30 protein-coding genes are annotated in these 26,215 nt (G+C 47.8%); 10 read left to right on the top strand and 20 right to left on the bottom strand.

Translation table 11 applies throughout. The features are described from left to right. Positions 1–152: 152 nt before the first annotated feature. Both NC980_RS09640 and NC980_RS09635 read left to right on the top strand, forming a co-directional pair. Complete coding sequence (locus NC980_RS09640; RefSeq protein ID WP_190375628.1) at positions 153–626, top strand: hypothetical protein; 474 nt, start codon at positions 153–155, stop codon at positions 624–626. A gap of 124 nt (positions 627–750) precedes the next feature. Continuing rightward, on the top strand, positions 751–2,943 hold the full coding sequence (locus NC980_RS09635) for a PAS domain S-box protein (protein WP_190375627.1): 2,193 nt from the start codon (positions 751–753) through the stop codon (positions 2,941–2,943). Between the two features lie 106 nt (positions 2,944–3,049). Here the strand turns inward: NC980_RS09635 and NC980_RS09630 are convergent, their stop codons facing one another. The 3 genes from NC980_RS09630 to NC980_RS09620 all read right to left on the bottom strand — a co-directional run bounded on the left by NC980_RS09630 (position 3,050) and on the right by NC980_RS09620 (position 4,806). After that, the gene (locus NC980_RS09630) at positions 3,050–3,307 is read right to left on the bottom strand and encodes a hypothetical protein (protein WP_190375626.1); all 258 of its coding nucleotides are present in this window, start codon (positions 3,305–3,307) and stop codon (positions 3,050–3,052) included. Between the two features lie 358 nt (positions 3,308–3,665). Then, entirely contained in the window at positions 3,666–4,115 is a 450-nt protein-coding gene (locus tag NC980_RS09625) for a response regulator (protein ID WP_190375625.1), read from the bottom strand. A gap of 478 nt (positions 4,116–4,593) precedes the next feature. Next, positions 4,594–4,806 (bottom strand): ribbon-helix-helix protein, CopG family, encoded by a 213-nt coding sequence (locus tag NC980_RS09620; protein WP_190375624.1) that lies wholly within the window; start codon positions 4,804–4,806, stop codon positions 4,594–4,596. A 290-nt stretch (positions 4,807–5,096) separates the two neighbouring features. Here NC980_RS09620 and NC980_RS09615 point away from each other — a divergent pair, with 290 nt between their 5' ends. Continuing rightward, the gene (locus NC980_RS09615) at positions 5,097–5,342 is read left to right on the top strand and encodes a hypothetical protein (protein ID WP_190375623.1); all 246 of its coding nucleotides are present in this window, start codon (positions 5,097–5,099) and stop codon (positions 5,340–5,342) included. Between the two features lie 155 nt (positions 5,343–5,497). After that, on the top strand, positions 5,498–6,340 hold the full coding sequence (locus NC980_RS09610; RefSeq protein WP_242026550.1) for a GDSL-type esterase/lipase family protein: 843 nt from the start codon (positions 5,498–5,500) through the stop codon (positions 6,338–6,340). 126 nt (positions 6,341–6,466) lie between these two features. Here NC980_RS09610 and NC980_RS09605 read toward each other — a convergent pair whose 3' ends face one another. Then, positions 6,467–7,249: an RNA polymerase sigma factor SigF gene (locus tag NC980_RS09605; protein ID WP_190375622.1), complete on the bottom strand. Its 783-nt coding sequence runs from the start codon at positions 7,247–7,249 to the stop codon at positions 6,467–6,469. 311 nt (positions 7,250–7,560) lie between these two features. Between NC980_RS09605 and NC980_RS09600 the strand changes: the two genes are divergently transcribed. Then, the gene (locus NC980_RS09600) at positions 7,561–8,019 is read left to right on the top strand and encodes a hypothetical protein (protein ID WP_190375621.1); all 459 of its coding nucleotides are present in this window, start codon (positions 7,561–7,563) and stop codon (positions 8,017–8,019) included. 74 nt (positions 8,020–8,093) lie between these two features. On the opposite strand, the gene NC980_RS09595 is transcribed toward NC980_RS09600, so the two are convergent. From NC980_RS09595 to NC980_RS09560, 8 genes are all read right to left on the bottom strand, one after another. After that, complete coding sequence (locus NC980_RS09595; RefSeq protein WP_190375620.1) at positions 8,094–8,960, bottom strand: polyphosphate kinase 2 family protein; 867 nt, start codon at positions 8,958–8,960, stop codon at positions 8,094–8,096. Positions 8,961–8,994: 34 nt separating this feature from the next. Continuing rightward, entirely contained in the window at positions 8,995–9,930 is a 936-nt protein-coding gene (locus NC980_RS09590) for a phosphorylase (RefSeq protein ID WP_190375619.1), read from the bottom strand. A 28-nt stretch (positions 9,931–9,958) separates the two neighbouring features. Then, positions 9,959–10,414: a DUF4385 domain-containing protein gene (locus NC980_RS09585; protein ID WP_190375618.1), complete on the bottom strand. Its 456-nt coding sequence runs from the start codon at positions 10,412–10,414 to the stop codon at positions 9,959–9,961. Between the two features lie 49 nt (positions 10,415–10,463). Next, a complete protein-coding gene (locus tag NC980_RS09580) occupies positions 10,464–11,243 on the bottom strand; it encodes a tryptophan-rich sensory protein (RefSeq protein WP_190375617.1) in 780 nt (259 codons plus the stop codon). Between the two features lie 63 nt (positions 11,244–11,306). After that, on the bottom strand, positions 11,307–11,714 hold the full coding sequence (locus tag NC980_RS09575; protein WP_190375616.1) for a hypothetical protein: 408 nt from the start codon (positions 11,712–11,714) through the stop codon (positions 11,307–11,309). A 10-nt stretch (positions 11,715–11,724) separates the two neighbouring features. Next, positions 11,725–12,684: a protein translocase subunit SecF gene (gene secF / locus NC980_RS09570; protein ID WP_190375615.1), complete on the bottom strand. Its 960-nt coding sequence runs from the start codon at positions 12,682–12,684 to the stop codon at positions 11,725–11,727. Then, positions 12,684–14,105 (bottom strand): protein translocase subunit SecD, encoded by a 1,422-nt coding sequence (secD, locus tag NC980_RS09565; protein WP_190375614.1) that lies wholly within the window; start codon positions 14,103–14,105, stop codon positions 12,684–12,686. The genes secF and secD overlap by 1 nt, the downstream gene beginning before the upstream one ends. A gap of 24 nt (positions 14,106–14,129) precedes the next feature. Further along, positions 14,130–14,339 (bottom strand): hypothetical protein, encoded by a 210-nt coding sequence (locus tag NC980_RS09560; protein WP_190375613.1) that lies wholly within the window; start codon positions 14,337–14,339, stop codon positions 14,130–14,132. 542 nt (positions 14,340–14,881) lie between these two features. Between NC980_RS09560 and NC980_RS09555 the strand changes: the two genes are divergently transcribed. Beyond that, the gene (locus NC980_RS09555; RefSeq protein ID WP_190375645.1) at positions 14,882–15,370 is read left to right on the top strand and encodes a hypothetical protein; all 489 of its coding nucleotides are present in this window, start codon (positions 14,882–14,884) and stop codon (positions 15,368–15,370) included. A gap of 436 nt (positions 15,371–15,806) precedes the next feature. On the opposite strand, the gene NC980_RS09550 is transcribed toward NC980_RS09555, so the two are convergent. Then, positions 15,807–16,790: an alpha-ketoacid dehydrogenase subunit beta gene (locus NC980_RS09550; RefSeq protein WP_190375612.1), complete on the bottom strand. Its 984-nt coding sequence runs from the start codon at positions 16,788–16,790 to the stop codon at positions 15,807–15,809. A gap of 148 nt (positions 16,791–16,938) precedes the next feature. Between NC980_RS09550 and NC980_RS09545 the strand changes: the two genes are divergently transcribed. Then, a complete protein-coding gene (locus NC980_RS09545; RefSeq protein ID WP_190375611.1) occupies positions 16,939–18,237 on the top strand; it encodes a homoserine dehydrogenase in 1,299 nt (432 codons plus the stop codon). 108 nt (positions 18,238–18,345) lie between these two features. On the opposite strand, the gene NC980_RS09540 is transcribed toward NC980_RS09545, so the two are convergent. Next, positions 18,346–18,543 (bottom strand): NblA/ycf18 family protein, encoded by a 198-nt coding sequence (locus NC980_RS09540; RefSeq protein WP_190375610.1) that lies wholly within the window; start codon positions 18,541–18,543, stop codon positions 18,346–18,348. A 226-nt stretch (positions 18,544–18,769) separates the two neighbouring features. Between NC980_RS09540 and NC980_RS09535 the strand changes: the two genes are divergently transcribed. Beyond that, entirely contained in the window at positions 18,770–18,967 is a 198-nt protein-coding gene (locus tag NC980_RS09535) for a hypothetical protein (protein ID WP_190375609.1), read from the top strand. Positions 18,968–19,062: 95 nt separating this feature from the next. Here NC980_RS09535 and NC980_RS09530 read toward each other — a convergent pair whose 3' ends face one another. The 3 genes from NC980_RS09530 to NC980_RS09520 form a co-directional block, all read right to left on the bottom strand. Further along, the gene (locus tag NC980_RS09530) at positions 19,063–19,491 is read right to left on the bottom strand and encodes a SufE family protein (protein WP_190375608.1); all 429 of its coding nucleotides are present in this window, start codon (positions 19,489–19,491) and stop codon (positions 19,063–19,065) included. Positions 19,492–19,662: 171 nt separating this feature from the next. After that, complete coding sequence (locus NC980_RS09525) at positions 19,663–20,241, bottom strand: CAP domain-containing protein (protein WP_190375607.1); 579 nt, start codon at positions 20,239–20,241, stop codon at positions 19,663–19,665. 651 nt (positions 20,242–20,892) lie between these two features. Beyond that, complete coding sequence (locus tag NC980_RS09520; RefSeq protein WP_190375644.1) at positions 20,893–21,936, bottom strand: Gfo/Idh/MocA family oxidoreductase; 1,044 nt, start codon at positions 21,934–21,936, stop codon at positions 20,893–20,895. Positions 21,937–22,420: 484 nt separating this feature from the next. Between NC980_RS09520 and NC980_RS09515 the strand changes: the two genes are divergently transcribed. Then, a complete protein-coding gene (locus NC980_RS09515; RefSeq protein ID WP_190375643.1) occupies positions 22,421–22,777 on the top strand; it encodes a metalloregulator ArsR/SmtB family transcription factor in 357 nt (118 codons plus the stop codon). Positions 22,778–22,787: 10 nt separating this feature from the next. On the opposite strand, the gene NC980_RS09510 is transcribed toward NC980_RS09515, so the two are convergent. Next, on the bottom strand, positions 22,788–23,441 hold the full coding sequence (locus NC980_RS09510; RefSeq protein WP_190375606.1) for a GerMN domain-containing protein: 654 nt from the start codon (positions 23,439–23,441) through the stop codon (positions 22,788–22,790). A gap of 184 nt (positions 23,442–23,625) precedes the next feature. Between NC980_RS09510 and NC980_RS09505 the strand changes: the two genes are divergently transcribed. Next, complete coding sequence (locus tag NC980_RS09505; RefSeq protein ID WP_190375605.1) at positions 23,626–24,042, top strand: secondary thiamine-phosphate synthase enzyme YjbQ; 417 nt, start codon at positions 23,626–23,628, stop codon at positions 24,040–24,042. 25 nt (positions 24,043–24,067) lie between these two features. On the opposite strand, the gene NC980_RS09500 is transcribed toward NC980_RS09505, so the two are convergent. Together NC980_RS09500 and NC980_RS09495 are read right to left on the bottom strand one after the other, a co-directional pair. Next, a complete protein-coding gene (locus NC980_RS09500; protein ID WP_190375604.1) occupies positions 24,068–25,618 on the bottom strand; it encodes an Hsp70 family protein in 1,551 nt (516 codons plus the stop codon). Further along, complete coding sequence (locus NC980_RS09495; protein WP_190375603.1) at positions 25,615–26,214, bottom strand: molecular chaperone GrpE; 600 nt, start codon at positions 26,212–26,214, stop codon at positions 25,615–25,617. The genes NC980_RS09500 and NC980_RS09495 overlap by 4 nt, the downstream gene beginning before the upstream one ends. Position 26,215: the final 1 nt, after the last annotated feature.

The raw sequence follows: 26,215 nt of genomic DNA, 5'->3' as shown, positions 1-26,215 counted from the left end.
GCTATTCTAAGTCCATCAAGATGCTAAAAGCATCAATTCGTCTGCTGATCTATTACCTGAAGCATGGACAAGTGCCTGCGTTGAGGTAAATCATTCATCCTCTGTGCAACGCCATTTATTGAGTCCAGCTCCGTCAGTTTTAGCGGGATTTTTTGTTTGAGGATGAGCGCAAATCCGCAACAAGAGACACAATCGTTGCGGAAATTGCACCTGATCAATTAGCCGATGCGGTTGCTCAACTACCAGAAGCACAGGCATTAGAAGCAACTCTATCTTTGGCTCACGCTGAAGATAGAGTTGCGTGGATTGATGTGGTGCGGTCGTGCTATAGGGAGAATAAAGCTATCGACATTGGTTCAGAGGTCGGAGCTGTCGATCGTTCAGGTGTGGATTGCTCTGCTGTTTGGCGGGTTCACGATCGAGCGAGAAGGCGACTTTTACGATGGGATGATTTTCGTCGGGAAAAGCATGGGCGACAGTTAATTAATGGTGCTTTTTATGTCGAAATTCCCTTGCATCCCGCCAAAGGGGATAATCAATACATTTTCAGACAGATTTGTCATTCTCGCGCTTCAAAATGTTCCCTTTCGATGTATCGCATTGGGCATCCACGATGTAGTAGGTAAGCTAAACTAGCAAGGGGATAAGCAAATATACTGTGTTCGCTGCCTCTGGGAGTCCTTGCTCGTCAGACAGGGAAAACCTAGTTTGCCAATTTCTCACACTTGCCTTTGAAATAAATTCCCATCCATGCAGACTAGTCAGCAAATTGTGACAGAAATCGAAGAGAAGTTTGGGTTTTTCCCGCCTTTCTTTTCCCCAGCCTTACAGACTCCCCAAGTGTTAGATAATTTGTGGCAACAAACCTGCTCAACCTACGTTGACAATCCACTTCCTGCTCTATTTAAGGAGAAGTTGTCCGCTTATCTGTCACGCTTCTGTCCGGTTCCGTACTGCCTGGTATGTCACAGTTGCTCATTACGTAAATTGGGGATGCAAGCGCGGGAAATACTAGCCCTGCTTGAGATGACTCCTCCAGGACGGCAAGAGGTAGACGAGCATCTTCAGCTCCTGGCTGCCCAAGATAGCTTGCTCAACATTGTATCCCAGCTAAACTCAGTCCTTGAAGAGAGCCTCCTTCATTGCTCAATCTTTATTGCCTTAAGCACCGATGAGGCTGATTCCTGTCGGCGAGAGTTGCACCGTCTTCTAGGAACCAAGAACTACCAATATTTGGTGACGTTCATTGCTTACATCAAAACCTGCCATCAGTGGATGGAAGCACATCCAGACGTAAGGTATGAGAACGATAAGCGAGTTCAAGACCATTTCAATGACTTAGTGGCTGAAGAACCTGAGCTTGCCAACTTTTTCAACACTTACTGGGATAGGGTCAAGCAAGAGCGGCTCACTTGGCTGGATCTGTTGACCCAAAAGCCACCCGCAGAGAAGTTAGCTAATTTGCCGTTTGCTAGAGCGATTGATTCTGCATCAGATGGCATTTTGCTTAGCGATCCCAATCAACCCGATAACCCCATCATCTACGCCAATCCGGCTTTCTCAAAACTCACCGGATATCAACCAGAAGAGGTCGTGGGATCCAATTGTCGATTTCTCCAAGGACCAGGAACTGATCGAGAAGTCGTAGCGCAAATTCGTGAAGCGATCGCTCAACAACAGGAGTTTCAAGCGACTCTTTTGAACTATTGCAAAGATGGTCAACCCTTCTGGAATGAACTCAAAATTGCTCCTATACGGTCAGATGCAGGCAAGCTCCTGTATTTCGTGGGTATTCAAACGGATGTCACCGAGTGCAAACAAGCTGAAGAACAGTTGCAGGTGCAATCAAGGCTTTTGGATCAATCCCAAGATGCCATTCTCGTACTGAACCTGGAAAATCGAATTCTGTTTTGGAATAACAGTGCAACCTGTTTGTTTGGCTGGACGATGAATGAAGCAGTGGGGTGTTATGTTGATGAGCTACTGTTTGAGGAATTTCCTCCCCAACTTCGTCAAGCTCAAACAGCTGTCATGAATCAGGGAGAGTGGCAGGGGGAACTGCAGCACCAAGGCAAAGGGGGTCAGAAAATTATTGTAGATAGCCGTTGGACATTAATTCGCGATCAAGCAGGGCAACCTCAATCGGTTCTAGTCATTAGTACCAATATTACTGAGCGAAAGCAGACTGAAGACCAGCGTCAGCGCACTCAACGGTTTGAGAGCATCAGCACAGTGACCGGTGGTATAGCACACAACATCAACAATGCGTTGACTCCTGTACTGATGTCGATTCAGCTTCTTGCGAACAAGCTACCAGATGAATCGAGTCAAAAATTATTAGCATCCATTGAAGCTAACACGAGGCGTAGTGCGGATGTTGTCAGGCAGGTACTGTCTTTTGTACAAGGACTCAAGGGCGATCAAAACACCTTCTCCTTGGAGCCATTACTGGTAGACATAGCAGCGATGCAGAAGCAAAGCTCTCCACGCAATATCTTAGTTCGCATGAACATTGCATCCGATCTTTGGTTAATTTCTGGGAACCAAGCTCAACTGCACCAAATGCTGCTAAATCTCTGCGAGAATGCTTGTGATGCCATGCTGGAGGGCGGAATCCTACGCATTTCAGCAGAAAATATCTGGGTCTGTGCAGATCTTGCTCGCACAAACGTAGATGCAAAGATGGGTTCCTATGTTGTGATTACAGTTTCCGATACAGGAGTTGGAATACCCACGGAGAATTTGAACCGCATCTTTGAGCCTTTCTTCACAACTAAAGAATTTGGTAAAGGGACAGGATTAGGATTATCGATGGTTGCGGGAATTGTCAGAGGTCATGAGGGCTTTATTAATGTGAAAAGTGAAATTAATAAGGGAACTCAACTCAAAGTTTACTTACCAGCTCAACCATCAAATTCTCTCCAGGCGGTATTGTCAACTTAACCGTTTAAAGGCTTGCTTATTGAGAAACTGCCTAATTTTCAAAGGCTGAAAGGCTCTTTTTCTCATAATTAGTAAGTGTGCTCATTCTCAATAATCAGCGCGAAGTCTAGTTAAGTTGACAATACCGTTTGGATGCCTCTGGGATCTGTTCTTCGACGTCTAATTGCGTTCCCTCGATGTCTCCAGTAAAACAGGTGAACTCCGATTGGGGCGAGTAAAAGGCTCCAACGACTTTGCCGTTGTGCCGTTCAAGCACAATGTAGTTTTGGGCGACTTGATTCGGCTTCGGGGAATTGCCATAGAGGTAAATTCCGTTAGGGAGAGTCGCGGAATCGGGGGTTGCAGCAAGCCGAGCTTGAGCCAACGGAGATCGAGAACTCGTGCTCAGGAGGGTGATGGGGAAGAGCGTCGCGATGGCGAGCAGTAACCTTTCGAGCAGTAACCTTTTAGGATGGATTGAAGCAGGATGGAAGCATTGTTGTTTCTCCTTGCGTGACAGTAGGGTCACGCTCCAGCTTTTCTAGTTCCCCCATCAAGCGCCACACGTAAGGGTGCTGAATATCGATTCGAGTGTGGTAGATGCAAGTTTTGAGGGCAGGGGGATGGAGTCAGCCGTGGAACGCGAATCGATTCCAAGTTATCGAGCTTATCCCACAAGCTCCTCTGCCCTGCGGATCACTTCAATTTCTGCCCAATAGTAGGAGAAAAAACTCAGCAATTAGCTAGGACTCTCGCCTTCTAGCCGATGCCCCGGGTCGCAGCACGGCGTCTTGCTTCATTCGGGATCCGGCTCGACTAGCGAGGAGATGCTGAATCTGAGCGAAGAGTTCGGAGGTGTCGGTCTGCTTACTCAGCACAGCATCGGCTTTGGGACAAAGGTCTGCAGCTTGGTTGAGGAGGTCTGAAGTGAAAAAACTGGAAATGAGGACGAGAAGCGGTGGCGTCTCCAGGTGCTGGTGTACCCAGCAAATCAATTCAGGCCCGTCCATGCTGCGTTGGTAAGCCGGAGCCGGTATCGAGAAATCCACCAGCACTAAGTCAAATTGATCCATCTGGGGCAAGAAAGCTTGTACCTGGGTAAACGGAGAGACGACATATCCCTGCTGCTGTAACCGCAGGGATAGAACAAAGCACCAGGCCTCGTTGTCATCGATAATTGCAATGCGATTCATCTCCGTGGCTCAGGAGACACCTTCGTTCTGAAACTGTTCTTATCTATAGATATGGAGATATGGCATTTCAGCTTTTGAGGGATCCCTTGTTCAAAGAGTAATAGACGGGGTTTTTATCTTTATCTGACCCCGTTTCATCCTCAAGGTCTTTATCTCAGCTGACCTCGTTTAATACATGTGATACATAAATGGTCCATTCATACCTCCGCAGGTACAATAAGAAACGACCGAAGCTCCCCCATCTCTCTTATTGCAGAAGTTTGCTTCAACCGCAGATAGAGTTGTGCGACGGCTAAACCGAGCGCTCATTGACTGATCTAAGATTTATCCAGTATTACCAAGCCAAGAACGGTAATGATACATTCCAGAACGTATGGTTCAGATACAGGAGCGATATAGCGCTGACTCACTCTAGATGGAGTCTAGATGGAGCATTGAGATCATGATCCAGTCCATTGGGTTGACCTAGCATGATTGCTCAATTTGCCAACCTTGCTAATTTCCTTTCTAGAGTCGCGATTCTCGCGCCCATTGATCGAACCGTTTGACTATTCGATTGCCCCAATTCTTGCTTGATTAGTTGATGGAGCCACTCGGATCGGGATTGCCCCGTTTCCTGAATCAGCGCGTCAATCTGCTGCATCTCATTCACTTCGATTCGTGCCGCGATCGTCGGCTTATTCGTTTTCATCTGTAAACTCGTCAAACAACATCTGACACAGGCTACCCACGATTCTGGTCTCTGAAACTGTTTACCCTGTTTACAGATAAAACAAACTTATCGATTGACGCTGCAATCACGACAGAATGCAGGTTTCAGCGGTTCACCCTCCTACCACGATCGATAAGTTTGGCAAAATCCGCGCTGCTCGGTTGTCTTGGAAGTGAGATTAGTACGATAAATCAATACTTTGAGTGCCCTATTTCCGAAAATGGTATTTTCGGAAGTGTAGAATGAGGGTAATTATTCAAGCAAATAGAATGAATTTCGATCTGAACTTTCAGCACAAAGTTGCCAAGAAGGTGAACCGCCACGGCAAAGCTAAAGTCCTGAATGCTGAGGAGTTGCTTCGGTTGTTTGCTGAGGGATTGCAGACGACTCGCGATCGCTGCATTTTTGCAATCTGCTATTTCACGACTTGCCGCATTAGTGAGTGTGTCCAGTTGCAGCCATCCGACGTTCAGAACGGTTTAATCACCTTTCGGAAGGTGTTAGGCAGCCGTTAGAGGGGTTCTCGCCATTTGCAAACCTAAAAGCGCTCTAAGTTTCCTAGGCTCCGACGCTTCTAGATCAAACCCACATTTCTGTGGGACAAATCGTACACTACCGTTAAATTCTTGCACCACTGCCGCAAACAATTTTTGCGACCTTTGTATTCTCGTTGAAAAAGATCGTAGCCTTTTCTGCACGTTTTCCACTACCCACACCGCACTTTCAGCGTCCAAATACATCCATGTATCGCTTCTTTATCTTCATTTTGGCGACAGTGGTCAATTTGATTATGTTCAAACCGCCTGCTGTCGCCCAGACTCCTGGGTCAGAAACCCCAGACCAACTGCGCCAACAGATTCAGCAGCTACAACAGCGTCTGCAAGATTGGGCACAGCTAGACGTTTATAGACAAGCCAACGCTAGTTTGTTACCTACCACAGTTGATGAGAATCGAGCCGTGTTCTTTGGCGATTCTATTACCCAGTTTTGGAATCTCTCCGCCTATTTCCCCAATCGCCCCTATATCAACCGAGGCATTTCTGGACAGACGGCTCCTCAGATGCTGATTCGATTTCGGCCGGATGTGATTGCACTTAAGCCGCGTGTAGTCATAATTCTCGCAGGAACAAATGATATTGCGGGCAATACGGGTGCGATGACCTTGGATCAAATTCAGGATAATTATGCGTCGATCGCAGAGTTAGCAAGAGCGCATCAGATTCGCATGGTGTTTGCGTCTGTGCTGCCGATTCATGATTATGCTGCAAACAAGATTTCGCCAGGGCGACCACCCACAAAAATTGAGGCGCTGAATCAATGGCTTAAAGGATACTGCGCTGCCGTATATTGCACTTATTTGGACTATTACAGCGCAATGCTAGATGCCCAAGGCAGGCTGAGAGCCGATTTGTCAGACGATGGACTGCATCCCAATGCAAAGGGTTATGCTGTTATGGCTCCGCTTGCAGCAGCGGCAATTCAGCAGGCATTGAGATCCCCTTCTAGGAATTAGATGATTCTCATGCAGCGAACCGACTGACATGATCGGGCGAATTTCACACCCCATTCGCCAAGAAACACCGAACTGAAATTCTCAATCCGGTGACTTGATAGATCGATGGAAACTAAGGCGTAGGAATTAGGGATCAGTCTGCAACACTTGCGGATGGAGCAATCCCACCATTTGTTGGATGCCGCGATGAATGCGACGAGTCACCGTCATCGGACTGACTCCAATCTGTTCCGCTACCTCCTTACGTGACAAGTCATGCAGGAAAACATATTCGATCGCTTGGCGGGTTTTATCTTCAAGCTGATTGAGCGCCCTTTGCAACTGCTGACGGTCTTCTTCCAGCACCTGCAAGGCTTGATACCGTGCATCAGGCAGCGTGTCCCCCAGCGTCATCGGCGAATCTAACTGCTGACAAACCGTCGCATCTAAACTTAGCGGTAAGCGATTCTTTGCCGCCAGCTTGCTTTCGCGCCATTCGTTGACCGACACTTTAAGCACATCTGCAATCTCTTCATCGCTCGGTTGACGACCGAATGCTTCCATCAGTTGCTCTCGGACTCGCTGACCTTCTTTGTTTAATTGCTGCCAGCGACGGGGAATTTTTACCGTACCGGCTCGATCTCGGAGGAAATGCAGCATTTCACCCCGAATATAAGGAACCGCAAATGAGCTAAAAGCACAACCCTGGTTTGGGTTAAAGCGTTCGATCGCTCGAATTAGCCCTAAGTAGCCAATTTGTTCAAGGTCTTCGTAGGGTTCTGCACATTGATGACTTACCCGATGAGCGATTTTACGAACCAAACCTGCGTTCATTTGTACCAACTGATTGCGGAGTTTCACCGAGGGATTTTGGTGATACGAAACCAGTAATTCCATCCCGCGAGAACGTAAAGAAGATTGAGTTGCCATCATCCACCACAAGATCAAGGTTCACATCAGCGTTGAATCTATTTTCTGTAGAGAGGCATTGTAAAACCATCGTCGATCTACGGTACTGATCGAATTTATGCTGGTACGAATTCGGCAAAATTACGCAGATATTCAGTCTTTATGTGGACGGCATTTGAATTAGTTTTAGGCTGTGATCTGCGTCATATTCCTAATGTGATTGCACTCTGTCTAGAGTGTGATCGAGGTCGCTTCTTTTGACAGAGGGAAACCCATGTAACGAATTTTATTGTGATGCTATATCTCACTGAAACTTAGAAGGAATGGAATTTATGGCAGCTAAAGACGAAAAAACAATGCAACAAGAAGCGCATTCTTCTGAAGTTGAAAAAGAGCCAAAAACTGCAAAACAATCAGCAAATTCTGAGGTGGATAACGCACCAGATATTGAATCTTTGACTGAAATTTTACATGGCGATCCTACCGAAATTGAGTCCGAAGAAGCGATTGACTCGATCGACGAGTGGGTGGATTTTCTCAAGGGTCACAAGGAAGAAAACATCAAAGAACTGTCAGCATCCCTGAAAGAATTGAAAAAACTTCTGAAAGGTAAAAAGACCGAAGCAAGCCAAATTGTAGAAGTGCTGGCGAAACTGGGCGAGCAAACCAACGCGATCGGCGATGAAGCGGGTCGTGGTGTGAAAGGCCCGATGCATACGTTGGGTAAAGCGTTAATCACGTTTAGCCACAAGATCGAGCGAGCTGCGGCAAAAGCAGAGAAGGAAGCATAAGCTTAGATTTCGCATCAACAAAGAGGGGCGATCGGGACTTTTGAATCCCGATCGCCCCTTGCTTTTGAACAAAGTTAGCCTTCGCTTTCTAAAAGTTTTTTGACTTCGAGTAGTTCTAGTCGATGCTGTTCGCTGACTTCGGGGTAGGACAAATTCAGGGACTTGAGTTTACTGATGATGATGTTGGAGACAGCCAGACGAGTAAACCATTTATGATCGGCTGGTATGATGTACCAGGGTGCATGATCTGTACTGGTATGGCTGAACACCTCTTCGTAAGCTTCCATATACTTGTCCCAATGTTGCCGCTCTTTTGCATCTGTAGCAGAAAATTTCCAGTTCTTTTCGGGCTGCTCAATTCGATCGAGAAATCTCTTTTTCTGCTGCTCTTTCGAGACATTTAGGAAGAACTTTAGAACAATGACTCCGTTGTTAACTAAGTATTCTTCAAAGTGATTAATTTGCTTAAATCGCTTCTCCCAAAAATCTTTGCCCAGTGCTTCTTTGGGTAGCTTTTGCTTTGCTAGCAATTCTGGGTGAACCCGCACCACTAGAACTTCTTCATAATAAGAGCGATTGAAAATTCCAATGCGCCCGCGTTCGGGTAAAGCTTTCGTCGATCGCCACAAATAATCGTGATCTAAGTCTTCTGAAGAAGGGGCTTTGAAGCTGAAGACTTGGCAACCTTGAGGATTTATACCCGACATCACGTGCTTAATGGTGCTGTCTTTTCCGGCTGCATCCATCGCTTGAAATAGAATTAACAAGGCGTAGGAATCGTGAGCATAGAGAATGTCTTGATATTTTGCGAGCTTCTGAACGCCTGTCTGAAGCTCGGCTTGAGCCGCTACTTTATCTCTTAAGCCATCTGTATGAGCTGGATCGTAGTCCTTTAGCTTAATTTTCTGATTGGGCGGCACTATAAATTGATCGTGTTTCATAAGGATTCTCATGGAGGCTATTCCCCAATTATGGTTAGCCTGCTGAGGATGAGGACGCGATCGCAACGTTCTTTAAAAAATTTAGCGGACGCAATTGTTTCAGCGTTTCGAGTTGCTCGGAGTTTCGGACTAAAAGCGCACCTGCAAATGCAAGAGAATTCACCGCGATCGCACTATATTCGGCTTGCGATCGTGGCACAATCATCATCCATTCTCGCGTTGCTAAAAAGTTATAGGGAGCCGATTGTATAATTTGATTAGAATCAATTCTTACGGCTTCGAGTAACTCCCAATAGCGTTCTAAAAGTTGCTTAGCGGTATCAATTCGATCAAGTTTTGTGAAGGCATGAATAAAGGGAAATTCGGGAATTGTGGTAATGCGATCGGTAGAATTTACAGCGTTAATTAAGGGGTCGATCGGTAAGCGAATTTTCTCAACAAATGGGAATGGAACCAGTTGTAGATGCTTGTGACGCTGGCTTGCTCCTGCCACTGAGCCGGCATTATAAAACGCTAATCCATCCACTTCGGCTAAACATGCCCATAGTGCTGCAAAATCGTCCAGCGTTAATAAAGCTTCTTGTTCTTCAAAGGCACGAGTAATAATTAATAGGTGATGATCGGCAACGTTGAATTTATTTAAAAGACAAACGTGAGTGTCAGAAATATCAACAACAAATAAATCGCGATCGTAGGGAAGAAATGGATTAATCGGTTTTCCAGTTGCAATCTCTTCTTGTTTTTGTTTCAGGTCGGACACTTCTTTGCGAATCAGATTCGTGACAGTGCGGACGAGAAATTTCGCGCCTGCTTGCTCGATAAATTCATGAGTGGTTGGAATTGAAAGGAGTGCGCCACAAGAAAGCGCGTGTTGCGTTTGCTCGATCGTGCGTTGCCACAGAACTCCGGGATTTTCCAGTAACCGAAGATGCACAGAGTCAGACACAAATTCAGACACAAATTCAGACATAGTAAAGAGCAAGAATTACCACTTTCAACTATTTCACATCTTCGTAGCGCTGGCGATGCGCGGTCAGTTGTGTGATGTAGCCGGGATCAAGTTTTGCAAGCTGCCACTTTTCGTAAAAAATCTTGGCGGATTCGGCTTTGATCGGGTCTTCTTCACGGGGCAGTACGGTTTTGTCGGTGGCGTATTTGCGGCCGGATTTGTGGTTCGCGTAGCGGCGCGATCGGGTGTATCCCATCTGCAAAAATTTCCGCGCCATATCCATGCCGACAAAATCACCTTGCGCTTTGTAGTCTTGAAAAAGCTGATAGATCTTATCGGCTGAAATTCGCGCAATCTCTGGAGTCTTGAATCTCCAGTGTGGCAGAATCTCGCTTTTGTAAGGCTCGACTAACAGAACGCCTTGTTCGCCTTTTCCAACGCGGTAGAGCTCCGGGTGCTCTCTGAAATTGACCTGAGTGAAATCGATCGAGTAATCAAATGCCATCGGTGGAAATTCGACTCTAAACCGATTCAAGCAGGTGCAAGATTTCTAGTCATGCCCCACGAGAACGATTTCTGGAAAAGAACAGCAGAACCAACGCGATCGCGCTGCCAATCGCCGTGACTGAAATGGTAAATTGAGCAAACTGACGAACGGCGATCGCCAACAATGCCCAAACGATCACACCTGTAAATGCAACATCTCGATATCGAATCACGATCGCGGCTGTGATCGCTGCGGCAATCAAAATCATGATCACTGTCGAGATCGTGCCATCAATCCCCGCTCCAGTCCAGCCCGAAGCATACAAAGCAGAGGCAACATTCACGATCGACGCAACACTGATCCAACCCAAGTAAATACTAATTGGAACCTGAGCTAACCATTTTTCCTCACGCGGAACGCGGCTATTGGGGAATCTAGACCACAAGTAGGCAGCAATCAGGTTAATCAGAATTCCAAACATCAGTGCAACAGATAACCAAAACTGCTGCAACTGAAAGGCATACACCCAAACAATTTGAAAGAGAGATGCCCAAATGATTGGAGCGCGTAACTTCAGCAAATGGGAATTAAAACGCTGAGACGGTAATGCTTGATAAATTCCGAAACCAATCAGCCCAAGATAGATGACGCCCCAAATCGCAAACGCATAATTTGCTGGCGTAATCCGTACACCGCCTAGAATCGTGTTTGCGACTGCTCCAATGCTCAATCCTCGCAGCGGGAAGAAATTAGAGAGTGCATTAATGACGATCGCAGCCAAAATTGCGGCAATGGTTCCAAATTGGAGCGCCACTGTAACCGAAGAATTTCGCCCAGATTCCTGCATATCACCTCTCGGAATTCGCTCTTATACCGTAGCGATATTTTGGGCTGCGATCCTCTTTCTGATTTAAGATTTCTCGCTTGGTTCGATCCACTTCCACATCGGGTGGCTTTGCCCTTGCTGGCGAATTTTTAAGACGGTTTGTTCGAGCTTTTGCTGCTCCTCGATCGGCAACCCAAATAGAATATTCCGGCTCTGCCAAATCAATACGCTCAGCGTCATGCCAATACAGAATCCGAGTCCGACAGTGGCAGGCAAATTCGAGATCAGCCCGTGTCGTAGGGCTGCCCAAGTGAAATAGTCCTGCATGAGTGAAATCGGGTAGCGCAGTTCCCAGAGGCTCCATGCCCCAATCGTTAGCCACAACCCGATCGCCACAAGCCACCGCCCGATCACCGTCGATCGATGCAGACGTTGAACTGCCGCTTGAAATTTTGGATCAAGTTCGACTTCAGGTGAGTCAGGAGGTGTCATATTCTTCAATCTAATCGCTAGTCGCCTCAGCCGTCACAGGCGCAAATGCGCGTCCCCGCTTTTCACGCCAAAGTGCTAACAATGTACTCGCAATAAAGATGCTTGAATACGCTCCCATCGTAAATCCAATAATCAACGCTAGCGCAAAGTTCTTCAGCGTTTCTCCTCCGAAGAAAAAGAGCGCAAACAGCGTTAACAAGACGGTTAATGTCGTATTGAGCGATCGCGTTAAGGTTTGATTCACCGCATCGTCCACGATTTCGTTGATATGCCGACCGGGATTGAGTTGGATTGTTTCGCGGACGCGATCGTAAATCACCACCGTATCGTTGACCGAGAAACCAACGATCGTTAACAGCGCCACGACAAATAAACTATCGACTTCGGTTTTCAACGGGGTGAGTCCGAGAATCGCGAAGAAGCCGACCGTGATCAAAACGTCGTGGAACAGCGCGATGATGGCGAAGAGCGCGTAATCCAATTCAAAGCGGAACGTCATGTAGAGCGTGATACCTGCAAAGGAAACGATCAGTGCGACTAAGGCAGATTGAAACAGTTGTCGCCCGATCGTTGGCCCAACCGTGTCGATCTGCGTTTTTTTCGCATCAAACTTACCGACTTTTGATTCGAGTTCTGCTTGCAGTCGCGTGCGCTGATCTACACTAAGCGTATTCGTCCGAATCAAAGCAGCGCGCTGGTCTTGACCGACGAGTTGCAGGCTAGCATCTCCTAGATTCTCATCGCGCAGCACTTCGCGGATCGCGTCGAGGCTAATCGGTTTGTCGCAGTTTCCAGGCTGACTGCAATCGAGTTCTACCTGAAGCCGCGTTCCACCTTTGAAGTCAAGCCCCGGACGCAACGGCGTACCAATTTGAGTTTGCAGAATCACCATCGCAATGATGCCGGCAAGAATACAGAGGGCAGAAATCGTCCACCACAATCCCCGTTGGCGAATGACATTCAGTTTCATCAAGTAGTCTCCGAGATCGATTGTTTAGCTTTATGAAGATTGGGACAGAACCATGCCGGCTTGCGGAGTCCCGGAAACGTAATCGCGTACATCATTAAAGTGCGGCTGCAAGTGACGGCGGTGAACATACTGATCGCAACCCCTAACAACAGCGTTACGCCAAATCCTTTGACCAGTCCTGAACCGAACCAGATCAAGGCAATACAAGCGATCGCAGTCGTCACGTTACTATCGAGAATGCTGGAGAAGGCTCGGAAAAAGCCGGATTCAACCGATCGATACAGCGTCTTTCCGGCAAGTAACTCTTCACGAGTCCGCTCAAAAATCAGAATGTTCGCATCAACCGCCATCCCGATACTGAGAATGAATCCGGCGATTCCAGGCAGTGTCAAGGTCACGCCTAAGAGCTTGAATCCGGCATAGGTTAAGAGCGCATAGATGATCAGAGAAATTGCGCTGATTACACCCGGCAAGCGGTAATACACAATCATGAAGCCGAGAACCAACAGCAATCCACCGATTCCCGCGTAAATGCTGCTCTGAATACTATCGCGGCCCAGAGTTGCGCCGACGGTGCGATTTTCAACGACTTCGACCGGGAACGGTAACGCCCCTCCGCGTAATTGCACCGCTAAGTCGGTTGCTTCTTGAGCGGTAAAGCGTCCGGTAATCGTGGCTCCTCCGCCTGTAATTCCGGTTTGAGCGAATTCTGCACCCACAGACGGGTAGCTGATTAAGCCGTTATCGAGGAAGATGCCCAGAGATCGACCCGTTCCCGCTAAGCTTTTGGTCAGTTGAGCAAATTTATCGCCGCCTTCCTGGTCAAATTTGAGACCGACGCTAAACGCATCTGAGCCAGGGGCGGATTCTGCAAAGGCATTCTGTAAATTTTTACCGACTAGCGCGGGTGGATCAAATAGTGTCGCGATCGCTTCGTTGCTGCGTTTGATAGCGGCTTGATTTTCCTCGATCGCTTTTGCGTCGTCGGATTTACGCAGTTCGGCTTGCTTTCTGAGGAACTCTTGGCGGATCGATTGTTCGATCCGGAGCCTGTCTTCGGTTCCGGCTTTTTGTGCCCGGAAGTCAAGCTGTGCGGTTCCGCCTAAAACGCGCTCGGCTTGTTCCGGGTCGTTGACTCCGGGCAACTGGACTAAAATTTGATCTTCGCCAGCCGTCTGAACGAGCGGTTCGGACACGCCCAATCCGTTAATCCGACCTTCGATCACGCGCTGCACGTCTTCAAGCTGCTGCTGCGTGATTCTTTGCACATCACCCGTTGGCTTGACCTGGATCGTAATCTGCGATCCGCCGCGCAGATCCAAGCCGAGCAGGGCTGGAAAATGGCGCTGATCGAAGATGATGTAGAGCGAACCCAGCACCAGCACCAAAATCAGTATTAATAATCCTCGTTGCCGTCCCATAGCCAGTCTTTATTATGACAAAGGCTATGATAGCGCTTTCTTTGTATGACGTTGCATTCGATACGGTTTCAGCAACAAAAACGCCTGATTGGAAAGATGAGCGATCGCGCTTTGTGTTGGCATCCCTAAGTGTGAATCGATCGAAGGTCGGCTTTCGTCTTCTGAGTTGTAGGCTGCGATCGCACAAGTATACTGACAGCGCTTCACGATCAAATCAATCTGATACCGAATCAATTTATTAATGCGATAGATCCTTCGCCCCCTAAATCCCCCATACTGGGGGACTTTGAGAATCCGAAACAGATTTAGGCTTGAAGTCCCCCACTCGTGGGGGATTTAGGGGGCTTCCAAGATCTGTCGCACTCAAAAATCAATTTGGTATGAGGCGATGGCGATCAAGGATTGGAAGTGGCACTGCACGATCGATTAGTCGGGGTTGAGGAGCGCTTGGAATCGATCGTCTTGCCGACGAAATTTCTCTTCAATTTATACCAAATTAAACATAAAATGCGACAGATCATACTCAAAGTCCTCCAGAATGGGGGATTTAGGGGGCGAGAATCTGTCGCATCCACAAATCAATCTGGTATTACTCAACCACAGGTAATGGCGTGTTGCAGAATGGCAATCGCTGAGTCAACCTGCTTTTGGAAGCCATAACAGCAGGCTTTGCCGTAATTCAGTAACGCGGAATCAGCAGAGATCAAGTGCGATCGCTGATTCCATTGGGCATCCTCAGACGGTATACCTTTCTATCCCTAAAGCAGTTCTACCCGATGGCATCCCAGAATCTTCCCGCCCAGCTTTCAGACACCGACCTCGAAGAAATCAAAGCCGCCCTTGCGACGATCGAAGCCCAGATGCCGTTTCTAGTGCATCTCAGCACCGAAGAACGCCGCAAGCTATTCAAGATGGGCAACAAAAGCCTCTCGTTTGTCAACAACAGCTTGATCGCCGCTCAATCCAATCCCGATATTCTCCCTGCCAGCTTCGATCTCGACAAGTTCAGCAGCAACTATGAACTCGCGACTACCCTGACCGAAGTGCTTCTGAGACTGCAACAACTCACCGAAAAAGTAGACGATACCTTAATCTCTGTGAGCAGCGAAGCGATGACCGATAGCCTCACCGTCTACGACTACATCAAAACCGCTTCTAAAAAGACTCCGGGACTCAAAGCTGTTGCCGATCAGTTGGGCGAACGCTTCAAAGCAACTCGCTCCAAGGCATCGAAAGAAGCGCCGACTCCTGCATCCGTTTCTTAACCAAGCTCCAATACTCGCTGATGAATCATTGAATCTCGTTGGCGAGTGTTGATCACTCATTCACGAGTCTTTATGACTCACGCACGAGTGTTTGATCCTCGCGGGCGAGTGTTGATCACTCATTCACGAGTTTTCGATCGTCGTTCACGAGTATTGATCACTCACGCACAAGTCTTCGAACGCCGTTCACGAGTGTTGATCACTCACGCACGAGTCTCGAATCCTCGTCGATGAGTCTTGACCGCTCGTGGATGAGTGCCAGTTTCTAGAAGGAGTTGTCGATCGCTTCGTTTCAGTCAGCTTCAGCCCCCTAAATCCCCCAAATTTGGGGGACTTTGAATGACAAAAATTTCCTGGAATCCCAGAATTCCTTATTGTCAAAGTCCCCCAGAATGGGGGATTTAGGGGGCAGTTTGCCAGCGACTTCAACTCCCTTCTAAACCTTCAACGGAACCATATTGCGAACCGCTTCTACAATCTGCGGTGGTTGCACGATCGTTAAAGCCTCAAGCGTTCCATTGTAAGGAGTCGGAATATCTTGCGAAGACATCCGCAACACAGGCGCATCGAGTTCATCGAAAAAGCGATCGTTAATCGAAGCCGTCAGTTCCGCCCCGATTCCCCCGGTTCGCATACATTCCTCGACAATGATCACGCGATGCGTTTTGCAGATTGATTCGCCGATCGTCTCAAAATCCAACGGCTTAAGCGAAAGCAAATCAATCACTTCGCAGTCATACCCTTCTTTATCTAACGTCTTCATCGCCTGCATCACATGATGCCGCATTCTCGAATACGTCAGAATCGTGACATCTTTGCCTTTCCGCACGACTTCAGCTTTATCAAGCGGCAGATAATATTCTTCGCTCGGCAGGTCTTCTTTCAGGTTGTAAAGCAAAACGTGCTCAAAAAACAGCACCGGATTGTCATCTCGAATCGCCGACTTCAGCAATCCTTTGGCGTTGTAGGGAGTCGAACACGTAACAATCTTCAATCCGGGAACGGCTTGGAAATAAGCTTCCAGCCGTTGCGAGTGTTCTGCACCTAAGCGACTACCGACTCCACCAGGGCCACGAATCACGATCGGGATCTTGAAGTTCCCACCCGACGTATAGCGCAACATCCCCGCATTATTCGAGATCTGGTTGAACGCCAGCAGCAAAAAGCCCATGTTCATCCCTTCGATAATCGGGCGCAATCCGGTCATTGCCGCTCCGATTGCCATTCCGGTAAAGCTGTTTTCAGCGATCGGCGTATCGAGCAGCCGCAGATCCCCATACTTCTTATATAAATCCTTCGTGACTTTGTAGGAGCCGCCGTAATGACCGATATCTTCTCCCATCACCAAAACCGTCGGGTCTTTTGCCATTTCTTCGTCGATCGCTTCCCGAAGGGCATTAAAGAAGAGTGTCTCTGCCATTGCGTCTCAATCTAAATAAAGTACGTGCAAGGTCTCATTTTATAAGGAGCAAGGACATTCCGTATAGTGATCTCGCAACAAACACGATTTCCCGCGAATGCCAGCCTTCCCATAAAATTGAAGATCTGTCGTGAATGGGTAAAAAGCTGTGGCGTTTAAAGTCGGTTTGTTGGGATTGGGAACGGTCGGGACTGGAACAGTTGAAATTCTCCGTGATCCGGCTCAACGTCACCCGTTGCTGCAAGAGATTGTGATTCATAAAGTCGGAGTGCGATCGATTGACAAACCCCGCATCGTTCCGTCAGAACTGCTCACGACCGATTTAGAGTCGATCGTGACCGACCCGGAAATCGATATTGTGGTCGAAGTGATGGGCGGTTTAGAACCCGCTCGATCGCTAATGCTGAAAGCGATCGCCAATAAAAAGCACGTTGTCACCGCAAATAAAGCCGCGATCGCTCGATTTGGCGCTGAAATTTTTACAGCCGCATCGGAAGCGGGCGTTTACGTCCTGCTAGAAGCAGCAGTCGGCGGTGGAATTCCGGTAATCGAACCGCTCAAACAATCGCTCTGCGCGAATCGGATCAACACCGTAACAGGCATCGTCAACGGCACGACAAACTACATCCTCACCCGAATGCAGCTTGAAGGCGGTGACTTTGCCGAAATTCTTGCCGATGCTCAAAAGCTTGGGTATGCTGAAGCTGATCCCACTGCCGATGTCGATGGGTTAGATGCTGGGGATAAAATCGCAATTCTGGCATCTCTTGCATTTGGCGGACGGATCAAACTGCCAGAAGTCTATTGCGAAGGCATTCGGAATGTCAGCGCGATCGAGATTGCCTACGCCGAAAAACTCGGATTCGTGATCAAATTGCTAGCGATCGCGAAACGCAAATCAAGCGATGAACTCGAAGTCAGAGTGCACCCCACACTGGTTCCAAAAGCCCACCCATTAGCAAGCGTCAACGACGTCTACAATGCAATTTTGATCGAAGGCGATCCGATCGGTCAGGTAATGTTTTTTGGACGGGGAGCAGGTGCAGGACCTACCGCCAGTGCTGTGGTTGCAGATGTCCTCAATATCGCGGCATTGCTGAAAGTCGAGCGTACCACTCAGCGCGGAGAATCCTCTGTGCTTGATCCGCTCTTAGCGTGTTCACATCAGCATTACTGCACGATCGCGCCTATGAAAGAGCTATCAACCCGCTTTTATGCAAGGTTCTTGACGCGAGATTATCCGGGAGTTATTGGAAAGCTTGGCACCTGTTTCGGAGATCATGAGGTCAGCTTGGAATCTGTCGTTCAGGCGGGAATTCGAGATGGAGCCGCCGAGATCGTGGTCGTGACCCATGAAGTTCAGGAAGGAAATTTCCGTGCAGCGCTCAGCCAAATTGAGCAGATGGACACGGTTGAAAAAGTAGCGAGCGTTTTACGAGTGCTCTAGATTAACTTTTGGAAGCGAATCTTGGGTAAACGCCCCACACCCCTGCTTCTTTCTAAGCCTTCAGAATCAAGCAAAAGTTCGAGGTCGCCCGCAAGATTAGAAACAGACTTAGATTGTCGACGAATCGGGTTCCAAGCCCCACTGCTGTTTGAGGAAGTGACGATACATCGTCTCACGCATCAGCATCTGCTCGTAGAGTTTCACAAGAAATTCTTGCGCTTGCTCACGGCTCATTTGCTGAACCTGAGTTTCAAACGATCGAATGCTGAATTGTTGCTCCAAGGAAAGTTCAACAGGTTGACTCATAGCAATTACGCTCCAGATAAAAAGAGAGTAGACCAATTACAGGATTCAATGACTTAAAAGTCAATGGGGTTTATCCTGAACAAACTCGGTTGATTCTTTTGGGGATTCCCTAAAATAAATCTAAATTCCGAACTTGATATTAAAAAAGATAACAAGCATTTGACAAAACGACCATCCGCCACTGGGGTAATAACCTGGGGGATACCCGTACATCTGAGGGGAGACGATGATTATCTTTTGGGTGACGCTTGCCTGGATTGGCGGTATAGCAGCGATTCTGGGCAGCTTGATGACGATCGCAAGCCTGCTGCTTTGGACGATCGAGGGAAATTGGCAAGGGCGATTAAAAGTTCTGGGATTTTCGCTCGGCTGTGCGATCGTGGGATTTTTACTGTTGCGGCTGATCCCGTTCTCTGTGCTGTGACACGATTGCAGCAGAATACGCACAAGCCTGAGCCGAACCAGTTCAAATTCAAGCCGCTCAGGTTGCAAGATTATCGATCGACTCAGGGAGATCGCTTATTCAATGAATGCCTGCGATTTCTGCTTCATTTTCGCCAGGATGTTATAAAACCCATTTGCCCGCGAAGGAGTTAAGCTCACATCCAGTCCCGTCGCCTTGATGAATTCCGGCGAGAGATCGACGACTTCTTGCGGGGGCAATCCGCTGAGTCCTTCAACCAATAGCGCCACTAATCCTTTCACCAACTGCGAATCCGAATCGCCCTCAAACTGCACTTTTCCGTCTGCCAAATTCGCCACCACAAAGACCTGCGATGCACAGCCTGAAACTTTGTTTTCTGGCATTTTTTCCGACTCTGGAAACGGCTTAAGACGCTGAGCCAGGGTGATGAGAAGCTCGTACTTGCGTTTGGGTTCGGTCGATCGCGCTAAGCGTTGCACAATGCGATCGAGTGCGGGGGGAAGTTGCGTGGATGACAATGACATGACTCTTAGCTGATCGGGTTAGACGATTCAGTTGAATTTCAACAAGCGCTGCTATTCCATTGTAGTATGTGCGACTGAGCCGTTCAGCGTAGATTTTGCAAGGATAAGAAAACTCTGACGCTTCGTGAGTCAGAGTTTTGCCAAAAGAACTAGCGATTCAATTTGGATGAATTAAGCTAATTGCATTGCCGTGCCAAAATTTTGCGTCCAGTATCCATTATGGTATCCCACACCAAGCTCCTTTAGATTGGGATTAAGGATATTTTGTCTATGTCCAGGACTATTCATCCAAGCAGTCACAACATCTTGAGGCGTGGGTTGTCCAAATGCAATATTTTCGGCAGCTCTAGAATAGCTGTAGCCTCCAGTCCGCATTCGATCCCAAGGCTGGGAACCATCGAGTCCTTGATGACTAAAATAGTTGCGCGTTGCCATGTCTTGACTGTGCTTTTCAGCCACGTCATTCAAGGTCAAATTGAGCGTCAGGGGTTGCAGTCCTTGCTGCATCCGCTGCTGATTGGTGAGGTCGAAAACCTGCTGCTCAAATGCATCAAAGGCTGGATCTGGGCCGGCTTGAACGGGGCTAGGTGGCGGTGCAGTTTCAAGCGGTGCAGGACTGCTAGATTGAGGCTGCACGGGCAGTACGTCGGGCTGAGTTCCGAAACTGAATCGATCGAGAAAACGCCTCCCTTGAAGGGCTTGTTCGCTTCGCAGAAATGGATTCAATTGGTCAACTGAGCGAAATATCATGTTGATTTACCTTGAATAACAATATGCAGAAATCGCCATGCCAAACTTGACCCCGATTTGGGATCTGATTTGAAGCGGGCATTCTCAACGGTGCGATCGCACACGTTGATCGCATCTTTGAACGACTAGAAACCTTGGTGAAGTCGTGAGATTAACTGTGTGAAAACCTGATTGAATCGTGAGAGATCGCAGCCTAATTTGGAATTGCAGCGATCGCTACCTGAGTCTTGGAGTAGTAATGCGGCGGATGCACGGGGGTTAATGTAAAGGGAAAGTAAACTGACCGTGTTTGCATCTGTGCCACTTCTACTGTCGTAATAAGTTCGCTCACGAAGGGAAATTTTTCGCTGTGATGTAGGTTGAGCAATGTTTAATCCTTTCGGTAGCTGCACTAGAGGATGCAATATCCTCCATCACTAGATAGATGCGATTAAAGTGAACTGTAGTTGTATTGCTGCAAATTTGTATGCTCAAGCCTTTACTAAAGTCAAGTTTTCCTGTGCCGCTTGATTGAGTGTCTACCTTAGCTTGAGAAAGTTTAGTATCGTAGCTGTGAAACTCTGGAGAAGCTCGATCGATTCCTCAGAGAACGAATCGAAAAAAAATGAGGGATGGAAGTACCGTCCCTCAAACCTTCAGATTGAAACTGAACTAGACTGCGATCGCTGCCGTTTCCAGTTCAATTACCTTAGAGTCTGGTGCAGAATGCCAGACTTTTCCATCTAGCGCCATCTGCTCGATTAAGCTTGCCAGCCTTAGAGCTTTGAGCGCTTGAATGCCTCCAACCGAAGGCGCGATCCCACCCCGAACACATTGCACAAAATGTTCTAACTCAGCATGAAGCGGCTCAATATTGCTCGTCTTCACCTTTTCGATTAATCCATCCTGGCAGTACAACACCTGACCATAATCGGTCTTGTAGTTGGCGGTCGTTTGACGATGAATCAGAATTTCATTGTTGAGGAAATCTGCTTCAGTCAACGAGCTTCTGCAATGGGCTGAGATCCGCCGAATCTTGCGGTGAGTCACTTTGCTAGCGGTCAGTGTTGCCACAATTCCATTCGCAAATCCCAATGTTGCAGTTACATAGTCAAGCTGACCGGAATTCGAGGCACGACTTCCACTTGCAGTGAGTTTTACCACCTTAGAATTGGCTAATTCCAACAGCAAGTCGATATCGTGAATCATCAAGTCCAAGACAACCGAAACATCATTGGCCCGATCGCTATACGGACTCATCCGGTGTGCCTCAAGCGCTAGCACTTCCTCAGTTTTCAGAACCTTGCAAAGTTCTTGGAACGCCGGATTAAACCGCTCGATATGACCCACTTGCAGAATTCGTTGGCAATCTGCGGCGGCATTCACTAACGATTCTGCTTCTGCGATACTTGCCGCGATCGGCTTTTCAATCAGAACATGAACTCCGGCTTTCAGAGCCGCCATTCCTACCGAGTGATGCAAACGAGTTGGTACGGCGATACAAACCGCGTCAACCCGCTCTAGCAAATCATGATAATTCTCAAAAAATCGAACCCGATACTTGCTGGCTGTGTCCAATCCACGCTCTACATTAATGTCAGATACGCCAACTAGCTCTACATCCTTCAGCAGACTTAAGACCCGTGTATGGTGCTGTCCCATGTTGCCGACACCGATCACGCCAATACGTAGCGGATCTGGCTGACTCCGGAGCATACCAAACTGGGAATACCCAATTGGGATATTATTTTGCACGCTTACTACTCCTCCACCACCGAACTTGTGCTGATATACAGCCGTAAAATCTCCTCAGACATCCAGATACTATCACAGCGACATTATTTATGAAGAATTCCAAAGGGCCTAGCAAGTTCCCTCCTACAATAGGAGGTTCGATTTTTGATGTTTTACCTCTGGAGACGGAGTTTTACTACGGTCTCTCGATGTAATCTCCTCTCGGTGATTGGATTCAAGCCGTTATTGTGCACTTTCGGCTGCCTATACGATCGTTTTCTCTCGACAGCGGCACGGATTTAATTTTCGGAGTGTATCCGTGAAATCACTGTATATTCTCTACAAAATTGCCGGAGGTTTTATGAAGTTTTCGCTAAAATCACGGGGAACAAAGATGACTCTATTGCTATAGAGAATTGGAGTGGCTAAGATTTGGGGATCAAGTCATTCTGTTGTCAAAGTTGGCATGAAATCACCCGCGCAGCCTGTACCCCTCGAAGTCGTACAACAAGTTTCTGATTATTTCAGTGTGCTAGGCGAACCGATGCGTCTTCGCATCCTCAATTTGTTACGTGATGGGGAGAAGTGTGTTCAAGATCTAGTGGAGGCGACGGATACGAGTCAAGCGAACGTCTCGAAGCATCTGAAAGTGATGCTCCAGGCGGGAATCCTGACTCGTCGATCGAAAGGAACGCTGGCATATTACCGCGTCGAGGATGATTTGATTTTTGAGTTGTGTAATTTAGTGTGCGATCGTTTAGCCAGTCGCATTGAACAACAGGCGCAGCATTTCCGCGCTTTTAGTTTAGCCAGTCGCCGCTAGAAAGGAATGCTTATTCTTGCTTGGTGCCTGTTTCCTGCTCAAACTGCGATCGAGTGAGCGGTTGATCGACTATCAGCCCTTCACCGCCTAATACTGTGAGCGGCTTTCCTTCAACTAAGAGAAAGACTTTGGCATTGGGATTGAGACTGGTTGCGGTGTAGAGAACTTGAGCGAGGCGACCCGTCATCGATGAACTACCACCGCCAGAGGTGAATGCTTTAGAGAGATTGACATAGATAGAATCTGATTTCACCTTAAGGCTGCGGAGCGTTGTGCCTTTGGGAACACCACTGCTTAAATCTTGGCTCGGTGCGGCGCTGAACAGAGTATTGAAGGCGGCGGTGAGTCGGGCTTCGTCTCGATCAGCAGATTTGACCTTGACCGCAACCGGGGCAAGTTCGAGGTCGGTGGCGCTATCTTTCAGCCAATAAACTTGAGCAGTTTTTTCGGTTGCGGCTACTTGAATCGGGTTTTGTGAAGCTGCGGGAGCGCTAGGAACTGATGCAGGAGCATTTGCTTGAGGGGACTTGACGGCAACTGGAGTCGATTGGCTGTTGTGAGTGTTTTGCCAAGTAAAAAAGGCGGTGGCACCCCCCGTTGCGACGACGAGCGTAGAGAGTCCGACTACGATTCCAAGCGGAAAGCGGCGTTTATCCTTTGGCATGAGGAAGACCTCGGCGTAAAACTGATGGATAGAATTTTCGATAAGTGGTAGCGCGACATCCAGATTCTACAAAGCTACAGAGTGTTGTAGCGTCATTTCGGGATTCTTCAGAAATTGATAAATTTGCGATCGCTTGAAACTGTAAGTCGGATTCGCTTGAATGAGGGTAGCTAGGGGATTAGGTATGACGCAGTATCAGAAGATTCTTAGAATTGCAACGCAGGGAAAATCGCTGCATAAAATTACTTCGCAGGTGAGCGCGATCGTGGTGGAGTCGAGCATTAAAACGGGCTTGTGTAATCTATTTTTACGGCACACTTCTGCGAGTCTGATTATCCAGGAGAACGCTGACCCAGATGTGCTGCGGGATTTAGAGAATTTTTTCGCGAAGCTGGTTCCAGAGTGGGAGAACTATGTTCACAGTACGGAAGGAGCGGATGATATGCCTGCTCATATTCGGACAGTGCTGACTCACTCGTCTGAGCAGATTCCGATTGCTCAGGGACGATTAGTGTTGGGAACGTGGCAGGGTATTTATCTTTGGGAGCATCGCCAACAGCGTCACACACGGGAGTTAGTGGTGCATTTGATGGGTGAGTGATCAATCGTTGTTCAGTTGACTTTGTTTAGCTGAGTTTCGCGATTGCGCCTTGTTCTAGTAGCACCTTCTGAGTTAGTAAATCTCGAATGGTTGCCGTTAAGATTCGCTGTTCTGTGACCTCCAATTCCACAGAGATTCGATCGACTCCAAGTTTTCCGGGTGGATCAAGTCGGGCAACACAGATTTGATTGCGATCGTGAGCAAGTGATCGATAAGTTTCCTGGGGACGCAACGGTGTACTGCTCATTCGTCCCTGAGCATCATAGGTTACTTCTGCTTCGGTCACTTGCGCTACTTCACCAATGTCTAATCGAATCTCAGTTTGTCCTTCTAACGCAGCCTGCAAGGTTAAAGGCTCTTCGCGTTTGCAAGGGTACTTTGTGCCAGGTTCAAACAAAGGAAAGTAGGTATACGATCGAGAATAAGGCTCCCACAATCGAATCGCATAACCATGTCGCAGATAGTCTTCGAGTCCAGCAATCTGTGTAAGTGCTAATGCCCCATGCGCTACAGCTTCAAAGGGTTTGTGTACCTGAACTCTTTGCCGTCCGAAATATGACATAAACAATTGCTGAATGGCTCGAATCTGACAGCTTCCACCGACCAATAACACTTGTTCGATGTCGGACTTCTGAACCCCTTTACGCAGACCTAACTGCAAGGTTTCATCGATCGCTTGTCGCACTTGCTCCAAGAGTTGCCGAGCTTCTAGCAGGTCTTCAAACTGCGATCGCGTCAATATCAAATCGTGATAGATAAAATTCTCCTCATCAAACCAGCTTTCTTTTGCTTCCTCTGCACTGGATAGCCGAATTTTTAACTGTTCTGCGATCGACAACACATTCTGCCAACCCATCTCACCGATTGCCTCTCGCGTGGTATTCATTTGTTGCAGATAGTGTTCGACAATCCAGCGATCGAGGTCTTCACCCCCAATGTAAGCATCTGATTTTGCTAACACTTCAGCCTGTAAAACTTTCTGACCGCTCGCCATCGTTGAAGTTCTCACCAAGCTTAAATCTAATGTTCCGCCGCCAAAATCAGCGACTAGCACTGTTGATCCGGGTCGATCGACTGCATATCCTAATGCTGCGGCAGTTGATTCATCAACGAACTTCACATCAGGAAAACCAAACTTCAGTGCAACATCCTGAAACCAATTGAGATATCTTTCAAATGCTCCGACCGGAACTGTGAAAATTAGCAATGAAGGTTGAATCTGTGCGGCTTTAATCGCTTGCCAAATCTCACTCAGGAATTGAACCGCGATCGCCTCCGCATCATAAACCTGTCCATCTAATGTTCTGGCTGGAGGCTGAAAATCTGCCGTTAAATCTCGCTTAAACGAGCGGAAGAATCGCTGAGGCTGCGTTAATCCGAGACGCTGCGATCGCACAGGCTCCCCAACCACAAACTCTCCTTGCCCTTGCACAAACACCAAACTAGGTACAACGGCAACATCATTGAACCATCGAGAAATCTCAGGAACCCTCAATGTCATCGGAGCCTGTGTATCAGGTTCCAACACACTAACCACAGTGTTACTGGTGCCAAAATCGATCGCAACTGCGGTCATGATGTTGCTCCAGCAGGTAAAGTTCGGCTGACTTTAGCAGGAACTAAGATTTGATTGCTCGATCGATAGCCCACAAATCTCACATACACCAGTTCTCCTGGTGCTAAATCAGCAACATCGCCCTGATGCAGTTGTGGATCAAACTCGACTTGCTCCCAAGGTTTGCCGATCGTTTGATAGCCCCAAAACTGAATTAAGTTATCGAGTGCAGTGAACATTCCAACTAAGTTCCGAGCAGGTAAATCTGGCTTTGTCTCTGTTATTTGTCGCACACTGGGATACTGTGTTAACAGAGATTGAATTTGCTCAAAAGCTTTCGTTTTAGAATCTTGCTGTGTTTGAACGGATTGTATTTCTAGCTGCGATCGCAATCTCACACACTGCTGCTTCAATTCCTCGATTTGAGCTTCTAAAGCTGCTTTTTCTCGCTGGCTCGTTTGCCAATCTGAAATAGCGGTTTCTCGTTTTTGTTCTAAATCAGCTTGTGTTTGCTTTAGAGCATCAATGTCCGATCGCAACTCGGAGGTAGCTTTTCGCCAATACAGCGCACCCCACCCGATCGCCGCAAACAACAAACCATCCAGCACGAGATCCATG

Origin of the sequence: Leptolyngbya sp. AS-A5 (assembly GCF_039962495.1) — a bacterium.
GTDB lineage: Bacteria > Cyanobacteriota > Cyanobacteriia > Leptolyngbyales > Leptolyngbyaceae > Leptolyngbya.
Note: the sequence above shows the minus strand (reverse complement) of the source record. Positions and strands in the feature narration are given on the sequence as shown.